29 protein-coding genes are annotated in these 24,073 nt (G+C 48.6%); 1 reads left to right on the forward strand and 28 read right to left on the reverse strand.

The genetic code is table 11. The features are described 5' to 3' along the window. Positions 1–8: 8 nt before the first annotated feature. The 20 genes from FLB61_RS04915 to FLB61_RS05000 form a co-directional block, all read right to left on the reverse strand. The gene (locus FLB61_RS04915; protein WP_204651337.1) at positions 9–1,046 is read right to left on the reverse strand and encodes a virulence RhuM family protein; all 1,038 of its coding nucleotides are present in this window, start codon (positions 1,044–1,046) and stop codon (positions 9–11) included. 110 nt (positions 1,047–1,156) lie between these two features. Further along, a complete protein-coding gene (locus tag FLB61_RS04920; RefSeq protein ID WP_204873998.1) occupies positions 1,157–1,339 on the reverse strand; it encodes a hypothetical protein in 183 nt (60 codons plus the stop codon). After that, complete coding sequence (locus tag FLB61_RS04925) at positions 1,329–1,913, reverse strand: plasmid recombination protein (RefSeq protein ID WP_246599116.1); 585 nt, start codon at positions 1,911–1,913, stop codon at positions 1,329–1,331. The genes FLB61_RS04920 and FLB61_RS04925 overlap by 11 nt, the downstream gene beginning before the upstream one ends. Next, entirely contained in the window at positions 1,889–3,127 is a 1,239-nt protein-coding gene (locus tag FLB61_RS04930; protein ID WP_330625499.1) for a ParB/RepB/Spo0J family partition protein, read from the reverse strand. The genes FLB61_RS04925 and FLB61_RS04930 overlap by 25 nt, the downstream gene beginning before the upstream one ends. 314 nt (positions 3,128–3,441) lie before the next feature. Then, entirely contained in the window at positions 3,442–3,954 is a 513-nt protein-coding gene (locus FLB61_RS04935; protein WP_070087484.1) for a hypothetical protein, read from the reverse strand. Next, entirely contained in the window at positions 3,951–4,484 is a 534-nt protein-coding gene (locus FLB61_RS04940) for a hypothetical protein (RefSeq protein ID WP_087169878.1), read from the reverse strand. The genes FLB61_RS04935 and FLB61_RS04940 overlap by 4 nt, the downstream gene beginning before the upstream one ends. Positions 4,485–4,505: 21 nt before the next feature. Next, positions 4,506–4,835, reverse strand: a complete 330-nt coding sequence (locus tag FLB61_RS04945) for a hypothetical protein (RefSeq protein WP_221919539.1) — start codon at positions 4,833–4,835, stop codon at positions 4,506–4,508. Continuing rightward, on the reverse strand, positions 4,832–5,647 hold the full coding sequence (locus FLB61_RS04950) for a hypothetical protein (RefSeq protein WP_087169880.1): 816 nt from the start codon (positions 5,645–5,647) through the stop codon (positions 4,832–4,834). Before FLB61_RS04950 ends, FLB61_RS04945 begins: the two co-directional genes overlap by 4 nt. Next, positions 5,647–5,904, reverse strand: coding sequence for a hypothetical protein (locus FLB61_RS04955; protein WP_221919540.1), 258 nt, complete (start codon positions 5,902–5,904; stop codon positions 5,647–5,649). Before FLB61_RS04955 ends, FLB61_RS04950 begins: the two co-directional genes overlap by 1 nt. Further along, the gene (locus FLB61_RS04960) at positions 5,892–6,323 is read right to left on the reverse strand and encodes a hypothetical protein (protein WP_221919541.1); all 432 of its coding nucleotides are present in this window, start codon (positions 6,321–6,323) and stop codon (positions 5,892–5,894) included. The genes FLB61_RS04955 and FLB61_RS04960 overlap by 13 nt, the downstream gene beginning before the upstream one ends. Positions 6,324–6,356: 33 nt before the next feature. Then, the gene (locus FLB61_RS13120) at positions 6,357–6,491 is read right to left on the reverse strand and encodes a hypothetical protein (protein WP_275952200.1); all 135 of its coding nucleotides are present in this window, start codon (positions 6,489–6,491) and stop codon (positions 6,357–6,359) included. A 65-nt stretch (positions 6,492–6,556) separates the two neighbouring features. Continuing rightward, complete coding sequence (locus FLB61_RS04965; RefSeq protein ID WP_221919542.1) at positions 6,557–7,504, reverse strand: DUF5104 domain-containing protein; 948 nt, start codon at positions 7,502–7,504, stop codon at positions 6,557–6,559. 18 nt (positions 7,505–7,522) lie between these two features. Continuing rightward, positions 7,523–8,818, reverse strand: a complete 1,296-nt coding sequence (locus tag FLB61_RS04970) for a hypothetical protein (protein WP_204874005.1) — start codon at positions 8,816–8,818, stop codon at positions 7,523–7,525. Positions 8,819–9,031: 213 nt separating this feature from the next. After that, positions 9,032–9,166, reverse strand: coding sequence for a hypothetical protein (locus FLB61_RS13125; protein WP_275533167.1), 135 nt, complete (start codon positions 9,164–9,166; stop codon positions 9,032–9,034). A gap of 391 nt (positions 9,167–9,557) precedes the next feature. Continuing rightward, positions 9,558–10,778, reverse strand: coding sequence for an IS110 family RNA-guided transposase (locus tag FLB61_RS04975; RefSeq protein ID WP_204889954.1), 1,221 nt, complete (start codon positions 10,776–10,778; stop codon positions 9,558–9,560). A 453-nt stretch (positions 10,779–11,231) separates the two neighbouring features. Continuing rightward, on the reverse strand, positions 11,232–12,575 hold the full coding sequence (locus tag FLB61_RS04980) for a relaxase/mobilization nuclease domain-containing protein (protein WP_330625507.1): 1,344 nt from the start codon (positions 12,573–12,575) through the stop codon (positions 11,232–11,234). After that, positions 12,493–13,407, reverse strand: a complete 915-nt coding sequence (mobV, locus tag FLB61_RS04985) for a MobV family relaxase (protein ID WP_330625501.1) — start codon at positions 13,405–13,407, stop codon at positions 12,493–12,495. The genes FLB61_RS04980 and mobV overlap by 83 nt, the downstream gene beginning before the upstream one ends. After that, positions 13,404–13,625 (reverse strand): phosphoribosylglycinamide formyltransferase, encoded by a 222-nt coding sequence (locus FLB61_RS04990; RefSeq protein ID WP_087200895.1) that lies wholly within the window; start codon positions 13,623–13,625, stop codon positions 13,404–13,406. The genes mobV and FLB61_RS04990 overlap by 4 nt, the downstream gene beginning before the upstream one ends. Positions 13,626–13,642: 17 nt before the next feature. Further along, complete coding sequence (locus tag FLB61_RS04995) at positions 13,643–13,828, reverse strand: hypothetical protein (protein WP_221919543.1); 186 nt, start codon at positions 13,826–13,828, stop codon at positions 13,643–13,645. Between the two features lie 187 nt (positions 13,829–14,015). Then, positions 14,016–15,137 (reverse strand): DNA primase family protein, encoded by a 1,122-nt coding sequence (locus tag FLB61_RS05000; protein WP_330625502.1) that lies wholly within the window; start codon positions 15,135–15,137, stop codon positions 14,016–14,018. A 9-nt stretch (positions 15,138–15,146) separates the two neighbouring features. Here FLB61_RS05000 and FLB61_RS05005 point away from each other — a divergent pair, with 9 nt between their 5' ends. Continuing rightward, on the forward strand, positions 15,147–15,509 hold the full coding sequence (locus tag FLB61_RS05005; protein WP_221919544.1) for a hypothetical protein: 363 nt from the start codon (positions 15,147–15,149) through the stop codon (positions 15,507–15,509). A gap of 133 nt (positions 15,510–15,642) precedes the next feature. Here the strand turns inward: FLB61_RS05005 and rlmD are convergent, their stop codons facing one another. From rlmD to FLB61_RS05045, 8 genes are all read right to left on the reverse strand, one after another. Further along, entirely contained in the window at positions 15,643–17,073 is a 1,431-nt protein-coding gene (rlmD, locus tag FLB61_RS05010; protein ID WP_221919545.1) for a 23S rRNA (uracil(1939)-C(5))-methyltransferase RlmD, read from the reverse strand. Positions 17,074–17,252: 179 nt separating this feature from the next. After that, positions 17,253–18,875 (reverse strand): amidohydrolase, encoded by a 1,623-nt coding sequence (locus FLB61_RS05015; RefSeq protein WP_087200649.1) that lies wholly within the window; start codon positions 18,873–18,875, stop codon positions 17,253–17,255. Positions 18,876–18,879: 4 nt separating this feature from the next. After that, positions 18,880–19,497: a V-type ATP synthase subunit D gene (locus FLB61_RS05020; protein WP_221919546.1), complete on the reverse strand. Its 618-nt coding sequence runs from the start codon at positions 19,495–19,497 to the stop codon at positions 18,880–18,882. A gap of 12 nt (positions 19,498–19,509) precedes the next feature. Further along, positions 19,510–20,940: a V-type ATP synthase subunit B gene (locus FLB61_RS05025; RefSeq protein WP_087200645.1), complete on the reverse strand. Its 1,431-nt coding sequence runs from the start codon at positions 20,938–20,940 to the stop codon at positions 19,510–19,512. A gap of 18 nt (positions 20,941–20,958) precedes the next feature. Continuing rightward, positions 20,959–22,725, reverse strand: coding sequence for a V-type ATP synthase subunit A (locus FLB61_RS05030; protein WP_087200643.1), 1,767 nt, complete (start codon positions 22,723–22,725; stop codon positions 20,959–20,961). After that, positions 22,718–23,305: a V-type ATP synthase subunit E gene (locus FLB61_RS05035; RefSeq protein WP_087200641.1), complete on the reverse strand. Its 588-nt coding sequence runs from the start codon at positions 23,303–23,305 to the stop codon at positions 22,718–22,720. The genes FLB61_RS05030 and FLB61_RS05035 overlap by 8 nt, the downstream gene beginning before the upstream one ends. A 15-nt stretch (positions 23,306–23,320) precedes the next feature. Next, the gene (locus FLB61_RS05040) at positions 23,321–23,629 is read right to left on the reverse strand and encodes a V-type ATP synthase subunit F (protein WP_087200638.1); all 309 of its coding nucleotides are present in this window, start codon (positions 23,627–23,629) and stop codon (positions 23,321–23,323) included. Between the two features lie 3 nt (positions 23,630–23,632). Next, positions 23,633–24,067: an ATP synthase subunit C gene (locus FLB61_RS05045; protein ID WP_087200637.1), complete on the reverse strand. Its 435-nt coding sequence runs from the start codon at positions 24,065–24,067 to the stop codon at positions 23,633–23,635. Between the last annotated feature and the right edge of the window lie 6 nt (positions 24,068–24,073).

The raw sequence follows: 24,073 nt of genomic DNA on the forward strand, positions 1-24,073 counted from the left end.
TGGCTATTTTAACTTGGATTAGAAGTATCATCCTGCTTTTCCGCTTCCGTCTTGGCCGTTTTCCCCAACTGTTTGATGGTCTTCAGATATTCTTCCTCGACAGGGGAAAGGGTTTGTGCTTGATAACGTTTATATTCTGCTTTCGCTTTTTCCATCGCCTGTGCATGACTGATTTTCCCTGCATGGGTCAATACTTCTTCCCCAGTCGCCCGAAGAATGTTATCCAGCTGCTCCACATAATCACTCATATACATGGGCCGGTGACGAATGGCCTGCACCTCGGCAAAGTCGAAATAACCGGATACCATTTGATTCAGAACCCGCAGTTCTTCCTCCGTCAGATAATTCTTGGCAATCCCAATATCTTTTGCCGTGGGAAAATCCCCGGAAAAGGTGGTAAGCCCCATAAATGGCTTATCCGCATCGGCCCGCTCATAGATCACTTCCGCAGCCGTATGTCCATGCGCTGCATAATGAAGCTTGTTCTGCACCATTTTGAAAAACGCAACAGATTCCGCACTTCTGGGGTTATAGTCCACGCTGGTGGCGTACAAGTCCAACACTTGACGATACATGACTTTTTCCGAAGAACGAATGTCCCGAATCCGTTCCAGCAGTTCGCGCCAATAGTTGCCACCGCCCAAATTTTTTAGGCGCTCATCGTCCATCGTGAAGCCCTTGATCATATATTCTTTTAGGCGCTCAGTGGCCCACCGGCGAAACTGGGTGGCAATCAAAGATTTTACTCTGTACCCCAAAGAAATGATCATGTCCAGATTATAGAAAGGCAGCTCTCTGGTTACTTGCCGGTTGCCCTCCATTCGAACCTGTCGGAATTTCCGACAGGTTGAAGTCTCATCCAGTTCGCCTTCTTCATAGATGTGGCCGATATGCTCCACAATGTTGCTTCTGGACGTATGGAACAGTTCCGCCATCTGCTGCTGTGTCAGCCAAACGGTTTCGTCCACAAACCGGCATTCTACCTTTGTAAGTCCATCTTCCGCCTGATAAATTACAATCTCACCCTGGCCCTGATTTGGTCTCATTTTATCTTCCGCCATTTGTTCACGCTCCCATCTGATTCCGTTTTTATGTTCCAAGAGGACAGGGAGTAGACCCATCCTCTTGTTTGGACACTTATATCACGTTTATTATATCATGCAGCAATTTTGCTTTCAACTGCTTCCGCATTGAACTCAGAGTCTTTTTTATTTGCTGCGCTATCCTGATTATCAAACGATACTGCCGGTGCGGGCAAGTTCTCAACATCCAATTCCGAAACATACTTTTCAATCAGGTTGGCCAGCAGGTCTGCAAAACCGCTCCATTCATCTATCATAGGCATTTTCCCTTTCTTTTCTATGAGGCTGTTTGTAAAATTCCAATACTTCTGCCGGTATCTGCTCCAAAATAGCCACAGCACTGTCATAGTCGCGCCGCAGCTTGAGGTCTTCGATCTGCTTTAGGGTGCTGACCTTCTGCGCCGATGCAAGGGATTCTTCCAATTCAGCATTTTTTGTTTTCAACTTTTTATTTTCGGATGCTGTTTTCGTAAAAGCCACACCATATTTCCGCAGCAGTGTGTCCATCTTCTCTACGCTGGGAATATAGGTATCCAGAATTTTGCAGATTTCCTCCGCCCGGCTTTTGGCGTTGAAAGGATTGATTCCGGTAAGCAACTGCCCCAGTTTTTCCTTCTGTTTGGTCAACCTGGTCATCTCCTTGAACACGCGGGGCGGAATGTGGTCGCGCCCGGTCAGGCTGGCGCTCTCACCGCGTTCCAAATCTGGAAACTTCTTGACCATGTGTTTCCAAAACTCATCCTGCCACCATGTCAGCTTCTTTTTGTTGCCCATAATGTCTTTGGCGCTAAGCCTGCCGTCCTCAGTCAGGGGGACAAAACAAAGGTGCATACCTCCTTTTTGTCCTCCATCATAATGCCGTCGATCACATCCCCGTTGAGCAGCTTCTTTTCGTCCAGCTCCCGCATACGCTTTGCCTGCGCCTGCGAAGGCGAGGACTGCTGGCTGTCGATGGCGACGGCGATATAGTTCTGGTTCTTCTTGCCGATGTAGGAAAGCTCCACCGCCGTAGTGAAGCCCAGCTTTTTCTCGTCCATCAGCTTCATCAGGTCGGGGACCAGCTCATTCAGCCGGATATACCGCTGTACCTGCTTGACGGCCATCTTGTTCCGCTCGGCCACGATCTCGTTGGAGCGTTTGCCGGCGTCCTTCGGGTCAATCTGGCCCGAAGTGCGGGAGCCCTGGTGCTTGATGGCCTCAAGCTGCATTTTCAGAGCTTTGGCCCGCTCGCTGGGGAGGATTTCTTCGCGCTGGTTCAGATTGTCCTCCACCATCTGCGTGATGGCTTCATCGTCCGTCAGGTTGCGGACGATACAGGGCATATCCGCATATCCGGCAAGCTCGCTGGCCTTCTGGCGGCGGTGGCCGGCCACGATCTCATAGCCGCCATCCTCACGGGGACGGACGATAGCGGGCTGGGTAACGCCCTTGTCCTTGACGCTGGACACCATGGCCCGCATTTCTTCATCGTCCCGGACCTCAAAGGGATGGTTTTTGAAGGCGTGGAGCTCGTTCAGCTTGATATATACGATCTGTTCCTCGCCACGGCGGGGAGCCTCTTTCGGTCCCTCGGGTTCCTTTGGAGCGGGAGCGGCCTGCACCGTAGGAGCCGCTTTTTTCTCCGGTTTCTCTTTGGGGGCCTTTTCCTGCTTTTTCTGTGCGGGGGCTTTGGGCTTCGGAGCGGCGGCCTTGTCCTTATCCTCTTTCGGAGGACGGCCCCGGCGCTTCGGCTGCTCGGGCTCTTTGGGCTTTTCCTGTTTTCCTTCGGCCTTTTTCGGAGCCTCCGGCTGCTTTTCCGGTTTCTCCGTTTTTGCCGGGGCAGGCTTTTCCCCGCCGGAAGCTGCCGCCCGTTCCTCGGCTTTCTTTCCTTTCATAATTTCAGCGAAGTCATAGACGGACACCTGCGGGCTCTTTGCCTGCTGTTCCGTCTTTTTTTCGGCCTCCGGGGGAGTAGGCGTTTTCTCCTGCTCGGGCGGAGTTTCCTTGCCCGGCCCGGTATCCGTTACCGGCTGCTCCGGCATATTCGTGGTTTTATCATCTGCCATAAGCATTTACCTCCTGTTTTTGGGCGTAAAAAAAGGGGCTCAACTTTTCAGTCAAGCCCCCGTGGGAAGTTCCTCCTTTCTCCGCCAAGATACAAAAATACCGCCCGTAGTCTCGTTTGGGCGGTACTTTTTGTAAGATTGGCAGTCCATTATTAAGTTTTTTATTATGTTCCCTTTGTACACCGTTGCAAGGGTTTCCACCGAGACATGTCTGGACTTTGTATATATGGTCGTTTTGTTCAAGATCCCTATCCCGGTGTTTCGATTAACCCTGCGTACCACTTCCCTTATGCTGTCGTAGCAATAACTTCCTCTCAGCGTGCCGACACAGCCCGTCCGGTATGCTCATAATACACAAGAACCGCAGTTCCATTTCCTGTCTGGCTCATCATCGTATAGTCATCTGCTGATATTTCCACACGGGTCCTTAATCCCTGAGAATCCGTCCCCATCAGATAATAATGATGCGAAAAAATGCTGGTATGCGCTTGTGTTTCACTTACTTCTATATCTGTCAGCGTGACCGTCTTCGTACCCGACGCCAGATCAGCGGCAAAATCCTTCGTAAACCACATGCAGACTGCCGCACAGAAAACCGCGATGATCACTCCTGCTGTTTTGTTACTTTTTTCCCCTGTTTTCCAGTTATGTATGACCCGCACGACCACATAGATGCACACGATCCATATGACGGATATATTGCAGAATTCATCCAGTAACACCAGCTCTCCTGTCTTAGGCAGAAGCAGACCGGCAACTATGACCGCCAGTACAAGAACACAGAGAATGATCTCATATTTTGTTATTTTTCTTCTCACTTTGCTCATGATTCGGTTCCTTCCATTAGACTTACAAGATCATTTCTCCATGAAAATTCCTTTGCATAATCAATGCATGCTTTCCCAAAATTGTCTTTTTCATAGATATTTGAACCGTGATCTATTAAATATTGATATACCGGCATAGCCGTCTCTGTCGGCAGCTTTACAACAGTAATCGCATAATTAAGTGGAATTGCCCCATATTTGTCTTTGGCGTTTATGTCCACCCCAGCCTCAACCAGCAGCTGAGTTACTTTTAATATGTACTGTGGATCGGGCCTCATAACCGAAAAGTAAAATATATGCAGTGCATTTCTTTGATCTTTTGGACTTTTAAAGTTAACATCCGCCCCCTCAGATATTAAAAATCGAATCATCTTTATTTTTTCGTCTGTGTTGTGGTCATTGACAAACAGTAACTGAAACAAACTTAATCCTGTATACTTATGGAATAGATTCGGATCACCTGTATAAAACTTCCGGAAGTCCGAATAAGTTGCGTCTCTTACCGCATCAAAAATGTCTGTAATCCTCATAAATCTCACTCCTAAAATCACTCAATCTTGCTCAATAACTTTATCGTCCGTTTCCTGCATATATCTTTCTGTATCGAAATGTGATTCAAGAATGTTTTTCAAGAATTCAGTTTCTACAACTCTGTCATTCTCATACAGTACAATTTCCGCTCCTTTTTTCTGTAACTCATCAATCAGTTCATTCATATGCTGCAGTCCGTCTATGTTATCCAGACTGCATATATCAATATAGCCATTATTACTTAAGCATTCTTTTATTTCCATAAGGGAACGATTCAGCATTTTTCTGATCAAGGGAATATATTTCTTTTCATTCCCATCTTTAATAACTTTAAACTTTATTTCACTCATGATGTATTCTCCCGGTCTTTTTTCCACTGTTGCATCTTCTTTCTCGTTTTCTCATTCCACCATGCTTTTTCGTCAACCTTTTTCAAATATGACGGCATTCTCTCGATACATTTCTTCCGCAATTCTCCTGCATCTTCTATAAGGTCTGCAAGAACTCTGCTCTCTTTCCTGGGTTCTTTTTCTTTCAGATATTCTGTGTAAATTACCCTGAATATACTGCTGAGTTCATCTGCCTTTTTCCTGTCTGTGCGTCCCGGGAAAATATGATAACAGGACCAGAGATATGCGTTAAGTTCCCGGATCTTCTGAACACTGACCTGAACTCCAAGGTCAATTTTTACCATATCACCGGTCGCATAAAGGAATATCAACGGTGTTGTGTCCCGATTCATTACACTGTAAGTTACTTCAGCCCCTCCTAAGATCACAAGTTCTTTCGGAACATATCTTCCATTAATCCGGAGCCAGTGCACACTTTCAGCAAAGTCTGTCCACCGCATTGATTCTGTCTTCAACTCAGTGATCGTCTCAAAATTTTCTTGTTCGATCAGCTCCTCCTGCTCTTCTTTTGTAAACCGCCTGTTCAGAGCGGGCAGACTCTGGTATGTTGTTCTATAATATCGGAGCAGGCGCGGCAGCGTCAGGACTGCGCCCGCCAATGCAAGAACACACGCTGCCAGCGACGGAATATTCTCCGGGCGCGCCAGTATCCCGGCGAAGCCTGCGAGCGCCAGCATTCCCCATGCACACAGGGCAAGGTTTTTCTTAATGGGGTATCCTCTCCGCCATTCTGTTTTTCTCAACTGTTTCATTATTTTTCCTCTGTCAGCTTCGCGATTTTATCTATCTCAAAAAGTACAGGACTTTGATAATCCGTCGTTTCGTCAGCAAAGCACCGCGCTATGCTGTTCCAGTGGATATCCGGGAGTTCATTAACATTATCGCAGGATATGATCTGCTGCATAACGTCGTATATTTTTTTGATTATTCCCGAATACTGTAACTGCATACTATAATCGGAACAGAGTATCTGTATGACTTTTTCACAATGCTGTTTTATCTCTTCCATGTGCTTTGGCGAACCTCATCTAACCACTTCATAAAAATCTCGCTTGAATCTATCCCCGTCTTTGCGGAACAGATACTTTCATACTTATATTCCGTGTCTATTTTACCGCTTTTACAGTCATAGATTATTTTTAATTCTGTGGGGACAGGTTTTCCGTAATGTATGCATATTTGTCTTATCTTCTCCAGATCTGATTCTCCAAGATCCAGAAAATCCCATATCGCGTCCGAATCGGCAGCTATATTATTTGTTGTTTTAATCTGACCGTCAATGTTGAAAAATGCATTGAAAGAAATACTGCTTTCTTCGATGGATCCATAAGCATAAACCTTATCTGCCCTGTTGCCCGCGAATTCGACGCATAGTGCAACAATCCGCGACTGGGCCTCCATAAATTCATCTTCAAATACTCTGTCCATAGCCTCCTCCTTTGAAACAATACTTATTTTCCCCTAACTTCCGCTGTATTCTCCTGACAGGAGCATATCCCTCACTTCATCGTACTCGTCCGGCAGCGCCTGCGACAACAAGCCGGACGCTTCTACACGGAAGACCGTTCCGTCATCATATAATACAGCCAGCACCATATGCTGGGGATCTGTGATTTCCTCTTCACCCGTTCCGGATTCCCAGTCAAAAACACCATACTTGTCTAACGCCTCAACAATCTGCTGTCCATCCGCATAATATCCGCCCTGTACCTGGTGGAGATCATCAAAAGATACGCATCCGACGTTCGATATCTTTTACTGTCCAACAGATCATAGTATACACATTCTGTACTTGTGTTCTTATTTTCCATAAAAGCGACAGCATATACATTTTCCGTAAAGTCAGATGTGCGTTCTTCTATGCCGTCTTCAAGGAGATAACTTACATCATACATGCCGAATTTGCGTTCCGGTTCGTATTCTTCCAGGAGCAAAGGTATGTTGAGCGTATCCACATCTTCTGTCGTGATGTCAAAATCCTCAATAAACTGTTCCAGATCAACTTTGCTGTACTGTTCTTTTGTAAGTCCTGCCGCCCGGATCAGTTCTTCCGGAGTGATCAGCCTCTGTTCCGAATACGTCTCTTCCCCGGTTTCTGTCACATAGATACCCGGTTTCTGATCCAGACTCCAGAGAAATTCATCCTTGTTAAAAGTTTCTTCCGTAGTGATCTCTATCGCAGTAAGCCCTTCTTTATCCGGTTCTTCTCTGTAAAAAGGAATATAAATATATGCGATTTCATATTGTGCTTCATCTGTAATAACCGAATAGTGCCCTCTCAATTCCCGCCATGTTATTTTTCCGTGTTCACTTTTTTCATGGGAACTTGCATTTCCTTTCCAGCTTTTGCATTCGCCCTGAAAAAACTCTATGAATTCTTCCGCCTGTTCCGTTAAGTTTAACGTACTTTCCCCGGCATACTGCGAAAATAATCCCGTCAGCGCTTTTGCATCTTCCTTCTCTGCGCACCCGATAATGTTTTCTATCATTTCATCCGCCAATTCTTCATCAGAACGATATGCATTGGATGATCCCCGCTTGAAAACGATGCATCCGCTCAAACTGCATACAAGGGCGCAGCATACGATAAGCAGTAATACCTTCCTCATAAATTCTCTTCCTTTCAGCTAATATACGGTCACTTTCCCGCTCCCGGATATCGCGCACTCCGCCTCTTCGGTATAGATATCTTCCCGGAGCTTATCCTCATAATCAGATCTGCCAATCTGTTTCCACGCTTCAGACTCTGCCATGCGCAGATAGATCCCAGCCGGCACGCCCTGACAGTTCTCCGTCAGCCAGTCCGGTACGGCTTCCAAAAATGTCTCGTACTGGCCTGAACATAGGGCCTCATCCATAAAAATATACGTCACAGCGGAAACCTCCTTTAAAAACGATTCTCCATCCGCCGCACCGTTTCCTCCATCCTTAATTTCCGTGTATATCTTTATCCCTTCGGAAGGCAGATACTGCTCCGCAAATATGCGGACCTGCTCTTCGTAGGAAGGGCGCTTCAGAATTTCTCCGTAATCATCTTCATACCGGTACAGGCCGTTTTCATAGGTACGGTACACTGTCACGACATCCGATTCACCGCCCTGTTCCGGATACACCTTTAGGTGTTCCTGCTCGACGGCGTCTCCCGGCGCGTAGGATATATAATGAAACTGCTGCTCATATTTCCCTTCGATCCAGTCCAGCATCTGCACGACAGATGTAACGACCCCTTTCTGTGTATCGGTCAGTCCCTCATAAGGCCCGGTAAGGCCTGTCATGTCCATAACCTCTTCCTGTCTGGCACCAAGCCATGCGCCGCCGTCATAGCTGGCCTTCCATTCGCCGGGCCCGAAGGTGATGCTCCCGTCCGGAAATGTGCCTTCACCGACAGTCAGCCCCGTATGGCAGTTCACGATCTTTGCGCTGACACTCCAGTTTGGATCCCCTGTTTCCATGATTCCGGTCAGGACATCCGATGTCGTGATCGTCAACAGCATCTTTGCCTGTAGAATACCGTCGATATTCTCGTCGATATGATATATGAAACGGCTGTGATCGGTATCCGCCTCTACATAATAGCCCTGTTCGTCTTTCTCCATATCTTCCAGCACATCGTCAATGGACCCGGCGTACATCTCTATAAGTTCTTCTTTCTGCGTCGGCGTCACTTCCAGAATTAGATCATCCCCGTCACGCCTTACATCGGTACAGTAATCTTCAAAAGCCTCCATGTTGTCCTCGATATCTGTATTGGCAAACTTAAATATCGAGGCAGGTATGGTAATCTTCTCTGTCATCTCCGGCAATGTTTTTCCGGCATCCGGGTCCTGGACCTGATCTGCTGCCGGAGCGCCCGCACAGGCGCTGCAGACGAGTACCGAAGCAGCTGTTACCGCTGCGAGCACTGTTTTATATAGCTTGTCCATCCTCTCACTCCTCTGAAAACACATTTCTATGCTGATAATAATACCATATTCAAGCTGTAAAAGTTACCGTTTTTATAGATTTTTTCATCTCAGATCTGCTAAGAACGGCAACACCCCAGGCAGTCAGGGTATCTGTGCGCAATGTATCTCCACTCTCTGTCCTGACAACTGTTCTTCCATGATTAGTACGAGTGCTCCACCGCCTTCTTCTGACTAGTATCCGGTCACTACTGCCGTGATCTCATATTCATATACTCTGCCTTCGACGTCTGTATATGTCACGCTGCTTCCCTCATTCTCCATGCCAATATCGACAAACTGCGGCGCCGCTTTAGAGTCTGAGATCACAAACTACGGATTTTCTATTTCTACATATCCGGGTATATAGATAAGAATACCATAAAATTATGAAAAATTTTACTGCTGGTACAGATTACGGCGCAGCAGCCTGTGCTGTGATTCCATGTATTGTTTTTAGATTCCTGCCTCCTATACTTTTTTCATATTTATTGTATAGGATGGGCATTCTGCGCCGGGAAATTACAAATACGCACTTTGAGAAGCTATATATAATAATGTAAGCACACGAGCAGCGAGCAGCAAACCTGCTAATAGGTGTCAAGCCCCAAAATGGAAAATCGGATGTCAGAAAATGAGCATAACAAAACAGACCTGCAACAAAGTGAAAATTGCAGACCTGAGTGTTTTGTGACTTTGAGATTTTGTGTTTACAGCAGAGTTAAGCGATTTCTTGCGTGTTCAGATATTCTTTTACTCTTGCATAATAAATCCGCAGGAACTTTGCAGCTCCGGCCACGGTGTAAACGTAGAAATGCTTTCCTTCTGCTCGTTTCTTATCCATGAAGCAGAATACAGAATTGTCGGGATTCCCGTGAACAAGAATCATGGAGGCGATCTCAAACAGCACTTTGCGCAAGTGAGGCGAACCGCGCTTGGAAACATGGCGATTCTTTGCATCGAATGTACCAGATTGATACGGTGGTGCATCCACACCGGCATAAGCAACCAGAGCGCCTTTGTGTGAAAAACGGCGGACATCACCGATCTCAGCCATCAGCTGCGGTCCGGTGATTTTTCCGACGCCTTCCATCGCCATTACCAGTTCGTATTCTGGCAACAGGGAGGCCAGCCGGTTCATTTCCGTGCGGAGAGCATGGAGCGAGTCATACACGGTATTCAGGCTGATTGCCGCTTGTGTTATCAGCAGTTTTGTACTATCATTTTTAGGAAGCGTGGCAACGGCATTCCTGGCTGCGGTATGGATTCGTTCGGCATCAGAAGTGCTGAATCTATAACCGGTTCTTTTGCACCATTTTTGGAAGGTGTCTGCAAAAGTATGTAGGGATAATGCTGCCACGCATTCTTTATGCCAAAAACGGATCACGAAATCCACCCATTTGACATGGCCCTTTGTGTTCCTGCCTTCATTCAGAAACAGCTTATTTGCACCAGGGAATGTCTGATCCAGGAGTGAAATCAAGCCGTTTCTTAACATCGTACCAGTGGTAGTTGTCCGCTCATAAAGTCGGCTCTGGATCTTCAGCATTTGCCGAGTTTCATCCTCTGTGGAATATTCCCTCAGATCCATCCAGAATGTAAGACCATAATTTGCGATTTTCAACGCATCCGCTTTATCCGTTTTGATCTTGCGCAGTGAATTATCGCTGAAGTTGTGAATCAGGATCGCGTTCACAACGCTGACAAAAAATCCGGCCTGTTGCAGAGCCAAAGCCACGGGTCTCCAATACATTCCCGTATGCTCCATAACAACCCGAATCTCGCCATCTTCATCTTCAAGGCTATGCAGTTTTTCAAGCAGCTTCTTGATACCGGCGACATCATGGCTGACATCAAATGGGAGCAAGGCCACTTCGCCGCCTGGCCTTCTGGCCGCAACTGTGCTTTTATACTTTGAGACATCTATCCCAACCGCTGTAATGACTCCTGCACTCATACACATTCCTCCCTTGTTTGGTTTTATAATCGGCGACCGCCACAGTTCATTACCGATTCAGCTTGCTTAGTTACACGAATGTACGGATTGCTCCGATGATTCAACCTGCGTAAATCGAACGCTGCAATGAGAGGGTCGGTTAACAGTTTGCACGGACGAGCGTGGTTAGCTCAAGCAATGCCCCGTTAGACCGATTACCTCATCATTGTAGCTTAGGCTTGAACCTCTGAACAGCATTACTTGGGAACGCTGTCCTTGGGGTCAAACATATTGTAGCAAGCAATGCCTGTGTTAATACACACAGGCCGCGGGACGGAAAATCCCCCCAGGGATTTCCGTCCCGCTATGCTTGTTGAGGGCATCGCCCCCAAGCCCCCTTGAACGCAGATTTTCAATCTGCGGCTGCGCGTTCTGCGAACGCTTTTGACCATAGCCAGCTCACCGCTGGCCGTGGTCTTTTTCTTTTTCGGCGTCGTGCTCTGCCTCCATGTTCAGGATGCGATCCACGTTGGCTTTGGCCGCCAAAAGCTCCCGCATTTCCTCGCGGGAGTGGCGGTACTCGGCGTAGTTTTTCTTCTTTTCCTCCAGCAGCTTGGCGTACTCCGCCTGCAACTCCTTCATCTTGGGCAGCTTCTTCACGCCCAGATTGTCAAAGGAATCCTTGGCGGCCCGGTGAAGCAGGATTTCCGACTCGTGCTCCTGCCGGAATTTTGCGGAGTAACCGGCCTTCCGGTAGGCAACATAGACCTCGCGGGTCTTAGCATAATTGACAATGTGGGTGCGCAGTACGGCGATCTCCGCCATGCGCTTCTCCGCTGCCTTGATCTGCGCCGACAGCTCGTTGTGATGGGCGGTGGCCGCCGCCGCTTTGTCCGCCAGTTCGGCGTACTCCAGCAGGTTGTGCTCGGTGAGGAAATTCATAGTCCGGGCCATCTGCTTCAGGTTAAATACCTTCGCCCAGCGGACGTACCCCGCGCCCTTTCCGGCCTGTAATTTTGCCTGAATGTCCACCAGCAGATTGACTTTCGGCGGCTCGGCCTGTGCGGTGGTTTTCTTGCGGGGCGTGTGCTCTTTCTGGCCGGAGAGGACCGCCAGAAGATCGTCCAGCGTGTAGCCCGCGCCCAGACTGTCCAGCCGGGCCGCTCTGTCCCAGCCGGGCAACTTCAGCCGGTACGATTTCCCGCGCTTTGATACCTCGCAGCCGTCCTCCCGGAGCAACTGAAACAGCACGTCCAAGTCAGCGGGTTTCTGCGCCAGCGCCTGGTCGATGGCCAGCCGCAGCAGCTCCCGGTGGGAGGGCTTGGCCTGGTCTCCCAGCCACTTGTTGTAGCTTTTCCCATGCGGTTTCGGATTCTCCACAATGGACAGGCCATTCTCGATGCAGATGGTGTCGCTCAGACGGCGGACGGCCCTGGTGCTGCCCCAGAAGTTGCGAAACTTCCGGTCGCAGTCCAGATTCACCGCCGACCAGATGATGTGATTATGAACGTGCGATTTATCTATGTGAGTGCAGACTACAAAGGCGTGTCTGCCTTTGGTGAAGCGTTTGGCAAATTCCACGCCCAGGCGATTGGCCTCCTCCGGGGTGATCTCGCCGGGCTTGAAGGACTGGCGCACATGGTAGGCGATTACATCGTCCGCGCCGCGTATCCGCCCGGTGGCAGCGATATACTGGCGCTTTGCCAGCAGAAATTCTGCATCAGCGGTCCGGCTGTCGCAGCCATAGCCGGTAATGAGCCTGCCGTTGTCCGTCTTTTGCGGGTTTTCCACATAGTCGATGATGTCGCTGACCGCTTTGCTCTCGGTTCGGCCTTTGCCGGTATGCAGCGGCATGATGCGGGTGGTAGCCATAACAAGTTCCTCCTTTCCCGTAAACGAAGAAGATTTTTGCTTTTTTCATGGGGATTGACATATACTTATCCAGCAGAGCCGCAATCTCGGCAGCTCTGCTTTTTGCGTTAAAGGCTCCAATACCGGCCAGTAGTTCCTCCAGCTTGGCTTTTTGTTTGGTCAGGCGGGTCATCTCCTTGAACACTCTGGGCGGGATATGGTCACGTCCGGTCTGGCTGGCACTTTCCCCACGCTCCAAATCAGGGTATTTGCGCACTATGTGTTCCCAGAACTTGTCCTGCCACTGGATTAGCTTTTTCTTGTTTCCCACAATCTCCTTGGCGCTGAGTCTGCCATCCGCAGTCAGCGGGACAAAAGAAAGGTGCATATGGGGCGTTTTCTCGTCCATATGCACCACAGCGGATATGATTGTTTTGGGGTCTTGGTTTTGCTGGAGAAAGTTCAGCGCCTCTTGAAAATAGGCTCTGACCTCAGATTTCTTCTTTCCCTGAAAGAACTCTGGCGTTGCAGTTACCAGGGCTTCCACGACTCGAACACTGTCTGACCTGGTACGGCAACCGGCCTCTTTGATCTGCCGCTCTGCCTCCGCACGATATTTTCGTTCCGGCTCGATCAGATGGAAATTATACTTGCTCCTGCTGATGTCCACATCGGGATTGCTAGCGTATTTCTCTTTGGTGCGCTCGTTGTGGGCTTCAATGTTCCCGATCTCTGGCCCTTTGTATTTGGCAAAGCGGAGAATGGCATACTGCGGCTTGCTCATACTCTGTCCCTCCTTTTCTGCCAAATCAGGTCATAGCCTAGCACGTCGGCCAGCTCCACGACCTCCTTGTAGCGAATAGATTCCCGCTGGAGCTTGGCCGACAGGTTGGAAACACTGTCCGACCAGTCGTATTCCTCATGGAGCAAGTCAACTACCTCTTGCATGGTGTATCCTGCCCGGACGATCTGCGCCTTAATCTCGTTGCGTACCGTCATAATCAAAAATCCTCCTAAATTTACTTAATAAAAAAGCGAAGCCGGTACGCCCTCAGGCATAGCCGCTTCGCTGTGTCGTGAAAACTTCTCTTGTTACCAAATCCGTTCAGAATTGCCGGTGCGATGTCCTGTCCATTACCTGCACCTTCCGACTTTCCCGTTCCGTGTGACTTGGCTCGAAGCCGTGCGTTTTCCCATGATTCCATGCACCCAGTTCGCTGGTTCGAGAAGCATGGTTTCGTAAAATAATTTCTGCCAATTGTCAAATACTTTCCGATTCTCACTTGCCTTGATTTACCCCTCCAATTTTGCCGGTAATTTTGAGCCATAACCGCTGAATTGCTTATAAAAGGGAGAACAACGGTCAATCAAAGTGTACGTACGTACACGGTATCAGCGCCTCCATTCCTCCGGTACATCTTCCGGTACGTACGTACGCATCGAATCACCGGAAAACACCGACATATTGTTTCTCACCAGTACCTCAATTCCCAGAAAGCCACGCACCCGCCGTCCGGCAGCATTGGTCACATTGTTGCAGTATTCCAGATTGTAGCGGCTCTGGCAGGCAATCAGGGCTTCGCTGAAACTGCGGGGTTTTAGGGCGGGCAGATTATTTTCGGTGCAGTAAATCTGATATGCCTCATATAGCTCTTTGGAGCTGGCAGACATATCGGCTTTCCGGCGAATATACCCGTCTGAATCCAGAAAATCAAAGATATTGTTGTTATCTCGTTTGACAGCCTCCCGATTGTCTTTTGTGCGCTGGCTCTCGGTAAACTTGAAATTGTTGGTGGCCAGCCGCTGCAATCCCTCAAAAGCCCACAGTAGAATGCCCTCCACCTCGGATTTCATCTTCTCGGCAAGGTCAGGATCATCCACACGGCCAGCCGGTTTTTCTTTCGTGGTCAGCACCAGCTGGCGGCGGTAAAATCCGTCGCTCCGGTCAAACAGTGCCTGCAAATCCCCGTTGGAAAAAGCCAGCAGTCGGGCGCACATCCATCCCTGATAGCTCTGCTTGCCCTTGCGCTCCAAATCCATTTTGCCCTGGGCAGTGACGATGGACTTTACATAGTTGGTCTGACGCAGGGCTTCCATCCGCATATCGTCATCCACGCACAGGAGGATGTGTTCCAAATCCGCACGGGCAAAGCGGTTCTCGGATATTTTCCCTATGCTGCCATCCTTCATATTCGAGCCGAACATGGTTCCCAGCACAGCGCCGATCTGCGACTTTCCTTCGCCGCCGTTGCCTTTAATCACCATCATCCGCTGTCCCTTGTTGCTGGGAATCAGGCAGTAGCCGATATATTCCTGCAAGGTGGAGATGTCCTCCGGATAGAGCAGGCCATCCAGAAATTTCAGCCAGAGAACAGGTTTTGGAGCGTTGGGGTTGTAGGACACGGGGAACCGGTTGCGGACGATTTTCGGCTTTCCTTTCGCAAAAGTTCCATCCAGAAAAAGCGTCCCATTGGAGAGATGAATCCGATCCGGCTCCGGGGGAAAATCCTCCACAGAAAATTTGTGTTTTCTGAAATTGGTTTGATAAACGATTTTGTATTAGCAGATGAGTGCTTCTATACCGATAGTTGCTGTGGAGCCGAACTCAAAGATGAGTACAAGCAATATGAAACTTTTATATATCGTTATCTAAATAGCAAGCTCGCCACGTATGTATATAAAAAAATATCGGTTCCTAAAGCAAATGGCTATTCAATATACAAAAACGCTTTCTTAAAAACTATGCCAATTCTCTTACCATCAGAGCAAACAGATTTTCAATCTATGAGTGATAACGAGTTTGATGCCTATATTTATAATCTGGTTGGATTAACGGCAGATGAGATTAGGATGGTAGAAACAGCAGAGTATTCTCAAGCCAAATAAGTAAAGTAAAACATCGCCCACCAATCACTGAGGATCGGTGGGCGATGTTGCTTCGTTCAGATATATTAGCAATTTCGAATTCTTTAAATACCTATTTTATGTTAGCACAATATGGGATGACTTATATTGTGCGTTAAATCATCCCAAAGAACTTCAATGCCTCTGTAATTGCCGCTTCCTTTTCCGGTGGGCATTTCGGCTGTCTGGAATTCTCAGACTTCGGTTTATTATAGTTTTCTCGCTCAATAATGCCATACTTCTGCTTGACCTGAGCGATATAGAGGTGGCTGACTTTCAGCCCTGTATGTTCCAGCACATACTCTCTGATTTCCTCATAGGTAGCCTTGCTCTCCGCCGCTGTCAAATCCAGCTCATCCAGATTCAACTCCACCTCGATATGTTGCTTAGTATTGAGTTTGGACAAAAGAACAACCGTCTCCACATGTTCTGTCCCCGGAAAGAGATCCACCGGCACAATTTTCTTCGCTTTCCATCCTGTCTTGCGCAGTGTTTCCAGATCTCGCTTCTGTGTCTCCGGATTACAGGAGATGTAGACGATCTTTTCCGGGTTCATGCGGCTTACCGCGCCCAAAAATTCCGGTGTGCTGCCGGCTCTCGGCGGATCCAGAAAGACGACGTCTGCGCGCTCGCCTCTTGCAGCCATCTTCAGTATCACTTCTGTTGCATCGCCGTTGATAAATTTTGCATTTTGAATCTGGTTGTCCTTTGCATTCTGTACGGCACATCTGACTGCACTTGCATTTTTCTCAATTCCCAACACGCTTTTTGCATGTGCCGCGGCTGCAAGTCCGATCGTTCCCACTCCGCAGTATGCATCCAGCACTGTCTCGTTTCCTGTAAGTCCTGCCGCATCGATTGCTGTACGGTAAAGGACTTCTGTCTGGATCGGATTGATCTGATAGAAGCTGGATCCGGAAATGCGGAAACGAACGCCGCAGAGGGAGTCTGTGATATAGCCTTTTCCGTACAGGATCTTCTCCTGGAATCCCAGGACGGCGCTTGTGGATCGCGGATTGATATTCTGGATCACTGTAGCGACTTTCGGACAGCTTTTCCGGAGTTCTTTTACAAAAGTTTTTGCTCCCGGCAAGGATGGTTCCGCTGTGACAAGCACGACAAGAATCTCATCTGTGAGCAGGCTGTGTCTTACAAGGGTGTGACGGATGAGTCCGGTCTTTCTGTCCTCATCGTACGGTTTGTATTTGCACAGGCGTGCAGCTTTCCGCACTGCTTTGACTGCCGCATCCAGTTCCGGATGATGCAGAAGGCAGGTTTCTACAGGCAGAACGTAGTGGGAGCCTTTCGCATAAATCCCGCTGATCAGCTGGCGGCCTGGCCCGAAAGCGAACGTGGAGATCGCCTTATTCCTGTAATGCCATGGATTCTCCATCCCCAGGATCGGCTGGATCTTCCCGAATTTTCCCAAAAGCTTTTTGACGTCTTTCTGTTTTTTCTTGAGCTGTTCTTCGTACGGTATTCCAAGAAGCGGACATCCCCCGCATCCTTTCTCTTTTAATCTGCATGTATATTCCTGTGTGTCCATATTCCACCTCTTCGTTCATTCTTATCTTTCTATTGTAACAAGACGACCGCAGCAGGGCTAGTCTTAACAGACAAAAAATCAAAATGAAACAGAAAAAGAAGCCTGTCGAGATATGTATCCAGGATCCATGTACATATCATCAGAAAGGCTTCTTCTCCTATCTTATCTGTATCTGCTTGTTACCGGCGGTATACACAGTTTCCCCCGATATAAGTCGCTTTTACTTTTACCTTATCTATCTCTTCCGGCGGGATCTCAAAGATATCTTTGTCCAGTACGATAAAATCTGCCTCATATCCTTTTTTGATCATCCCCAGGACGCCAAATCCTGCTGCTTTTGCCGCTTCTCTCGTATAGAGACAGACGGCTGTCCGAATATCGATGGCTTCGGCCTGCCCACAGTCGGTTCCATCATAGGCTTTTCTTGTTACCGCTCCTTTTATACACGGAAACGGATCTGATGGAACCGCCCAGGATGTAGCCGGAGCATCGGTAGAAAAACAGAGTTTCACTCCTGCATCCAGCATCTTTTGTACAGGATAGCATGTCTTCATCCATTCTTCTCCCAAATTTTTCAGGTAGCTCTCGATCTCAGCATACATAAAGATGGGCTGAGTCACAAACGCGATCCCTTTTTCCGCAGCTTTTCGGATACTGTCGTCGGAAGGATCCGTTATATGCTCTACCCGCACATATGGGGTGTCATCTTCCATCCAGTTGTCTTCCCGGTATGCCCGCTCGACGACGCGTGAGATAGCCTGCCCGCCCATAGCGTGCATGGAAAGCTGGCATTTGTGTTCTTTACAGAAAGAAAATGCTGTTTCCATCTGTTCGTCCGTGCAGACGGAGATCCCATACTCTTCACATGAACCAACATATGGCCGGGACATCCATGCCGTCCTCCCTGAAACACTTCCGTCCCCGATGAGCTTGAGCCCTGCAGCAAAGATCTGACGCGACCGGTCCATCTTTTCTTTCGGAATATCAAATGTTTGATTTCCCATGAAATAATCCCACATATAATAAATCCCTACTTTTTGGGCAAACCCTCTTCTGGCTGCCTCTTGGAAAAGTGGTTCATTGTCGCTGTCATCTAAATTTCCCATGTCGCAGACTGCTACGATCCCCTGGGATGTGAGAAGATTTCCGAGTGCTACAAGATTTTCGATCTTGTCTTCTTCCTTCTCTTCCGGCATGAATGGAAGGATCAGATTCCTTGCGTTCTCTTTGAGAACTCCTGTCGGCTCTCCGTTTTCGTCCCGCTCGATCTCTCCCCCTTCCGGGTCCGGCGTGTTCCGGTCGATACCAGCCAGGCGAAGAGCCATACTGTTGACGCATCGGATATGTCCGCATGTGCGGATGATGGATACCGGGGAATCGCTGCAGCCTCGATCCAGATCATATCTGTTGACAGAGCGCTTTTCCGCAAATTTTCCTTCGTCGTATCCCCAGCCTTCAATCCACTGTCCTGGCTTTTGCCGTTCTCTTACATGTGTGATCTCCTGAATCAGCTCTTCGATAGAATGGACCTTCGGAGGAAGGGCAGATATTTTCTTGCTGAAATCCGCCAGCATGACCGGGTGCATGTGGGCATCCACAAATCCCGGCAGAACACAGGCTCCTGCAAGATCTACCGTCCTGTCGTTCTCTTCGTATCCACAGTCTTTTGCATTTTCTTCCTTTCCTGTCCACACAATGCGGCCGTTCTCCACAATCATAGTGTCGACAAAAGAATGGTTTTCATCGGCTGTGAAAATTTTTCCGTTTCTGTATTTTACTCGCTGGTTTGTTTTTTCTGCCATTTGTCTACCCCTGTTTTCTTCTTTTTATAACTTTTAGCCTTATAAATTCTTCTCTTTCTTTTTCTTCCAGGGCGTTGCTGATACTGTATACCAACTTGGAATACATTGGAATCGTAATATTCTGAAGAGCATTGGCGCGCTTCTGTGTCTTCTTGATATTGCTGGCAAGACGGTATGCGGCATTCTCCACCATGGAGAGTTTGACTGTCAGATCTTTTACCTTCCGAAATGCTTCCAAAGCCTGATCCACCGACTCTTTTGTCGTGCTGAAAGCATAGGTTGGAACCGGTGTCTGAGGCGTATACTTTACATGTGGGATTTCTGTCCCCATGATACTTCTCGTCTGTATGACGATGGAATCCTCGATCGGCACTGTGTAGGCGATCTGGGATACGGTATTGATTCCATTTTCAATGTTGGCTCTCTGCAGACACTGATACGCGTGGGTAAAGGTACTGTCGATCTCTTCCTGGATCGTGCGTGCCTGGTCGATGAGCTCCATCAGCTCCCGGATGAGGATATTTCGTTTTTTGTCCATCAGCTCATATCCCTGCTTTGCCAGCTGAAGGGAATTTTTTGCCAGCATCAGGTTCCCTTTTGTAGGAAATGTACGCGGATCCACATCATCACCCCTTTATTTATTCGCAATGGATCCCGGACTTGCACTTGTCGTGACCCCTTCATCTCTTTTAGTTGGATGATAATACTTGTCCAGAATCTTTGTATTGACACGGTCCAGTTCTTCTCTCGGAAGCCTGCCCAAAAGCTCCCATCCCAAATCCAATGTCTCCTCTATCGTCCGGTTTTCCTCCATCCCCTGCCCGATATATTTCTCTTCGAATTCCTTTCCGAAAGCCAGGTATTCTTTGTCGATAGGAGACAGTTCATCTTCTCCGATAACGGATGCAAGATTTCTTGCATCTCCTACTTTCGCATAGGCAGAGAAAAGCTGGTTTGCCAGATCCTGATGATCTTCTCTCGTGTAACCCTCCCCGATACCGTCTTTCATCAGACGGGAAAGGGACGGAAGTACACTGATGGGCGGATAGATGGACTGGCCGTTCAGGTTCCGGTCAAGAACGATCTGTCCTTCCGTAATATATCCGGTTAAGTCCGGGATCGGATGGGTAATGTCGTCGTTTGGCATAGTCAGGATCGGAATCTGTGTCACAGAACCTTCCACTCCGCTCACGATACCGGCACGTTCATAGAGAGAAGCCAGCTCACTGTATAAGTAACCCGGAAATCCCTTTCTGCTTGGGATCTCTCCTTTTGAGGAAGAGACTTCACGCATGGCCTCAGCAAAGGAAGTCATATCCGTAAGGATCACAAGGATGTGCATGTTCTGCTCAAATGCCAGATACTCAGCCACCGTAAGGGCGACTTTCGGCGTGATGAGACGCTCTACCACCGGATCGTTGGCCAGATTCAAAAACATAGCCACGTGGTCGGCGACACCGCTTTCTTCAAATGTCCTCCGGAAAAAATCCGCCACGTCATGTTTGACTCCCATAGCCGCAAAGACGATGGCAAACTCTTCCCCGGACTCTTCTCCCAGGGAAGCCTGCTTTACGATCTGGGCTGCAAGCTGATCGTGCGGAAGCCCGTTTCCAGAGAAAATCGGAAGTTTCTGTCCTCGAATCAGCGTTGTAAGTCCATCAATAGCAGAAATCCCAGTTCGGATATAGTTTCGCGGATATTCCCGTTTAACCGGATTCAGCGGAAGTCCGTTCACATCCCGCTTAAGTCTTGACGGGATCGGCCCCAGGTCATCGATGGGCTGGCCGATTCCGTTGAAAGTCCTTCCAAGCATTTCTTTTGACAGAGCAATCTCCATCGGATGCCCTGTAAGTCTCGTGTGGGTATTTCGAAGAGACATCCCTTCGGATCCTTCAAACACCTGGATGACCGCTTTATCTTCATACAGTTCGATGATACGTCCGATCCTCCGCTCTGTACCATTGATGACGAATTCCACGATCTCATCGAAAAATGCATCCTGAACCCCTTCGAGTACGATCAGGGGGCCGTTGATGCTGCTTAATCCAAGATATTCGATTGGCATAGTTTTCATTTCCCCCTTTTATGCATTCTTTTCCAATACGTTCTGATAAAACGTATCGATATCGCGCCGGTACTGAGCGAACATTTCAAGCCGGTCGTTTGGCACATCGTACTTGATGGAGATGACCCGTTCAAAGATCGGTTCCGATTTCAGCACGGACATTGGATGCCCCATTGTCACAAGCGCTCTTGCCTGTTTATAAAGATACAGGATTGTATCCATCATCAAAAACTGTTTTTCCATAGATACGCACGTGTCGTCTTTGTGGAATGCGTTCTGCTGCAGAAATCCCAGACGAATAACTCTCGCGATCTCAAGGATCAGCTTCTGGTCGTCCGGCAGCACATCGCTTCCTATCAGCTTTACGATCTCCAAAAGGCTGCTCTCCTGATTCAGGAGAGCCATCAGTCTGTTCCGATAGTCTACAAACTTCGGCGATACATTGTCCTGATACCAGTGTGAGAGATCCTGCAGATATTCACTGTAGCTTGTAAGCCAGTGGATGGCAGGGAAATGTCTTGCGTAGGCAAGGCTTTTGTCAAGCCCCCAGAAGCAGCGCACAAATCGCTTCGTATTCTGTGTGACCGGCTCGGAAAAATCGCCTCCCTGCGGGGAGACTGCCCCGATGATGCTGACCGATCCTTTCGTTCCGTTTAAGTTCTGCATCATTCCGGCACGTTCGTAAAACGCAGAAAGCCGGGAGGCCAGATAAGCCGGGAATCCTTCTTCCGCCGGCATCTCTTCCAGACGGCCGGAGAGCTCCCTGAGCGCTTCCGCCCACCGGGAAGTGGAATCCGCCATGATGGCGACATCATATCCCATATCCCGGTAATATTCCGCCAAAGTAAGTCCGGTATAAATGCTTGCCTCACGGGCCGCCACCGGCATATTGGAAGTATTTGCGATCAGAGTCGTCCGGTCCATCAGAGGATTTCCGGTACGCGGATCCGTAAGTTCGCCGAACTCTTCCAGTACCTGTGTCATCTCATTTCCACGTTCCCCGCATCCGATGTAGATAATAATATCTGCATCCGACCATTTTGCGATCTGATGCTGGGTCATCGTCTTCCCGGTACCAAATCCGCCCGGGATGGCAGCTGTTCCGCCCTTTGCGATAGGAAACATCGTGTCGATGATCCGCTGACCGGTTATGAGAGGCACAGACGCTGAAAATCTCCGACTGACTGGTCTCGGTGTCCGGATTGGCCACTTCTGCGCCATCGGAATTTCCACTGTCCGACCGGTTCCCGGGTCGATGACAATGAGCGGTTCTTCGATCGTATAAGCACCATCTTCCTTGACAGACACAACGGTTCCGTGCAGATGCGGAGGGATCATACATTTGTGGACGATAGCTCTTGTCTCCGGTACTTCCGCAAAGATATCTCCTCCGTTTACATAGTCCCCTTCTTTTATCGTAAAATGGGTTTTCCATTTCTTTGTCTTATCCAGATTGTCTACTGACACTCCTTTTGTGATGAATGCACCGCCTGTCTCGGAGATTTTCTCAAGAGGGCGCTCGATACCGTCAAAAATATTGTTCAGGATACCTGGCGCCAAAATGACTGACACTGCATCCCCGGTAGCGATGACTTCCTCTCCCGGCCGAAGCCCGGATGTCTCTTCATATACCTGAATGGTTGTCCGGTCTTTGTCAAGGGCGATGACCTCCCCTACAAGACGCTCTTTTCCTACATAGACCATCTCCGACATCTCAAACCCGGTATTTCCCTTCAGATAGATGACAGGTCCGTTGATCCCGTATATAATTCCTGTCTTACTCAATGTCATCACCTCCCGAGAAAATAAACTGGTCGTATTCATTTCGCAGAGCAGTCCTGAAAGAATGGTCGATCAGGATATTTCTCCCCCGGATCACAGCGCGGATTCCTCCGATAAAATCTTCCTGGCTTACCGTAAGGAACGTCCCGCTCTTTACTTCCAGCTCTTCTTTCATCTCCACGTCCGAAGGATTGATATATAAGGTAAGCTCCTCCCGTCCGGCAAACTCCACGGATTTTCGGATGCATCGTAACAAAAATTCCTTGTAGCTTTCCGTCTTCATGTACTCCTCTGCCATCTTCATGACTTCCCGGAAAATCTTATCTTTTAACTCTTGCTGCACCCTCCCTTCTTTCCGTTTCAGGTTGAGCTGCGCTTTGGCCATAGCCTGATTTTTCTGCTGCTTCGCATTGGTCGTCTCTGCCTTAATGCGAGTCTCCATCTGCCGGATCGCTTCCACCTTGTGGTCCTGTAATACCTTCTCAAGAGCGGTACGGTAGGAATTGATGATATCATTTCCTTCCGCTCTCGCCTCCTCCATGGAAGTGACCCTGAGCTGTTCGATTTTTTCTTCTAATGTCAAAAGGAATCCCTCCTTTTATAATTTCAGTCCGATCGCTTCGGTAATATACGATGTGATAAAGTCTTTGCTGCGGCCGGTTCCGTGCCTGTCCGGGATCTCTACAAGAAGCGGCATCTTTCTCTCCAGACGGAATTCATCGATGATGTCCGGAAATTCCCTTCCGAATTTCTCTGTCAGAAGAACGATGCCTACTGTCTTATCTTTCAGGACGTTCTGGAGCGCATCGTAGAGCTCCCCTCGCTCATGTACGACGACTCCATCCACGCCCGCCAGACGCATCCCTGTGTACGTGTCGACATTATCACTGATCAAAAACATCTTCATGGCTTAAAGCTGCCCAAGGATCATGAAGGAGATGATAAGCCCGTACAGGCACACACCTTCTGCAAGTCCTACGAAAATGAGCGACTTACCAAGCACACTGGAGTCCTCACTGATGGCTCCAAGCGCTGCACTTGCCGCGCTCGCCACGGCAATACCGCCGCCGATACAGGATAAACCGGTTACCAGAGCGGCTGCGATATACCCAAGTCCCGTCGCCATAGAAGATGCCTGAGCAGCTGACTGCGCTGCTTCTACCGGTTGCCCAGTAAACATCATGATGGCTCCCACAAGACATGCTCCAAAGAAAAAGAACACATTCACACCGAGGGCACATTTGTAACGCCCTTTGTTTCTCTCCCCTATCAGATAGTATCCGAAGGGAATCACAATACTTAATATCAATGCTGCTATCAAAATCAGTTTGGCTGCAAGAGTCATAATAAG

Source organism: Sellimonas caecigallum, assembly GCF_019754295.1.
In the GTDB taxonomy this organism is placed as follows: domain Bacteria; phylum Bacillota; class Clostridia; order Lachnospirales; family Lachnospiraceae; genus Sellimonas; species Sellimonas caecigallum.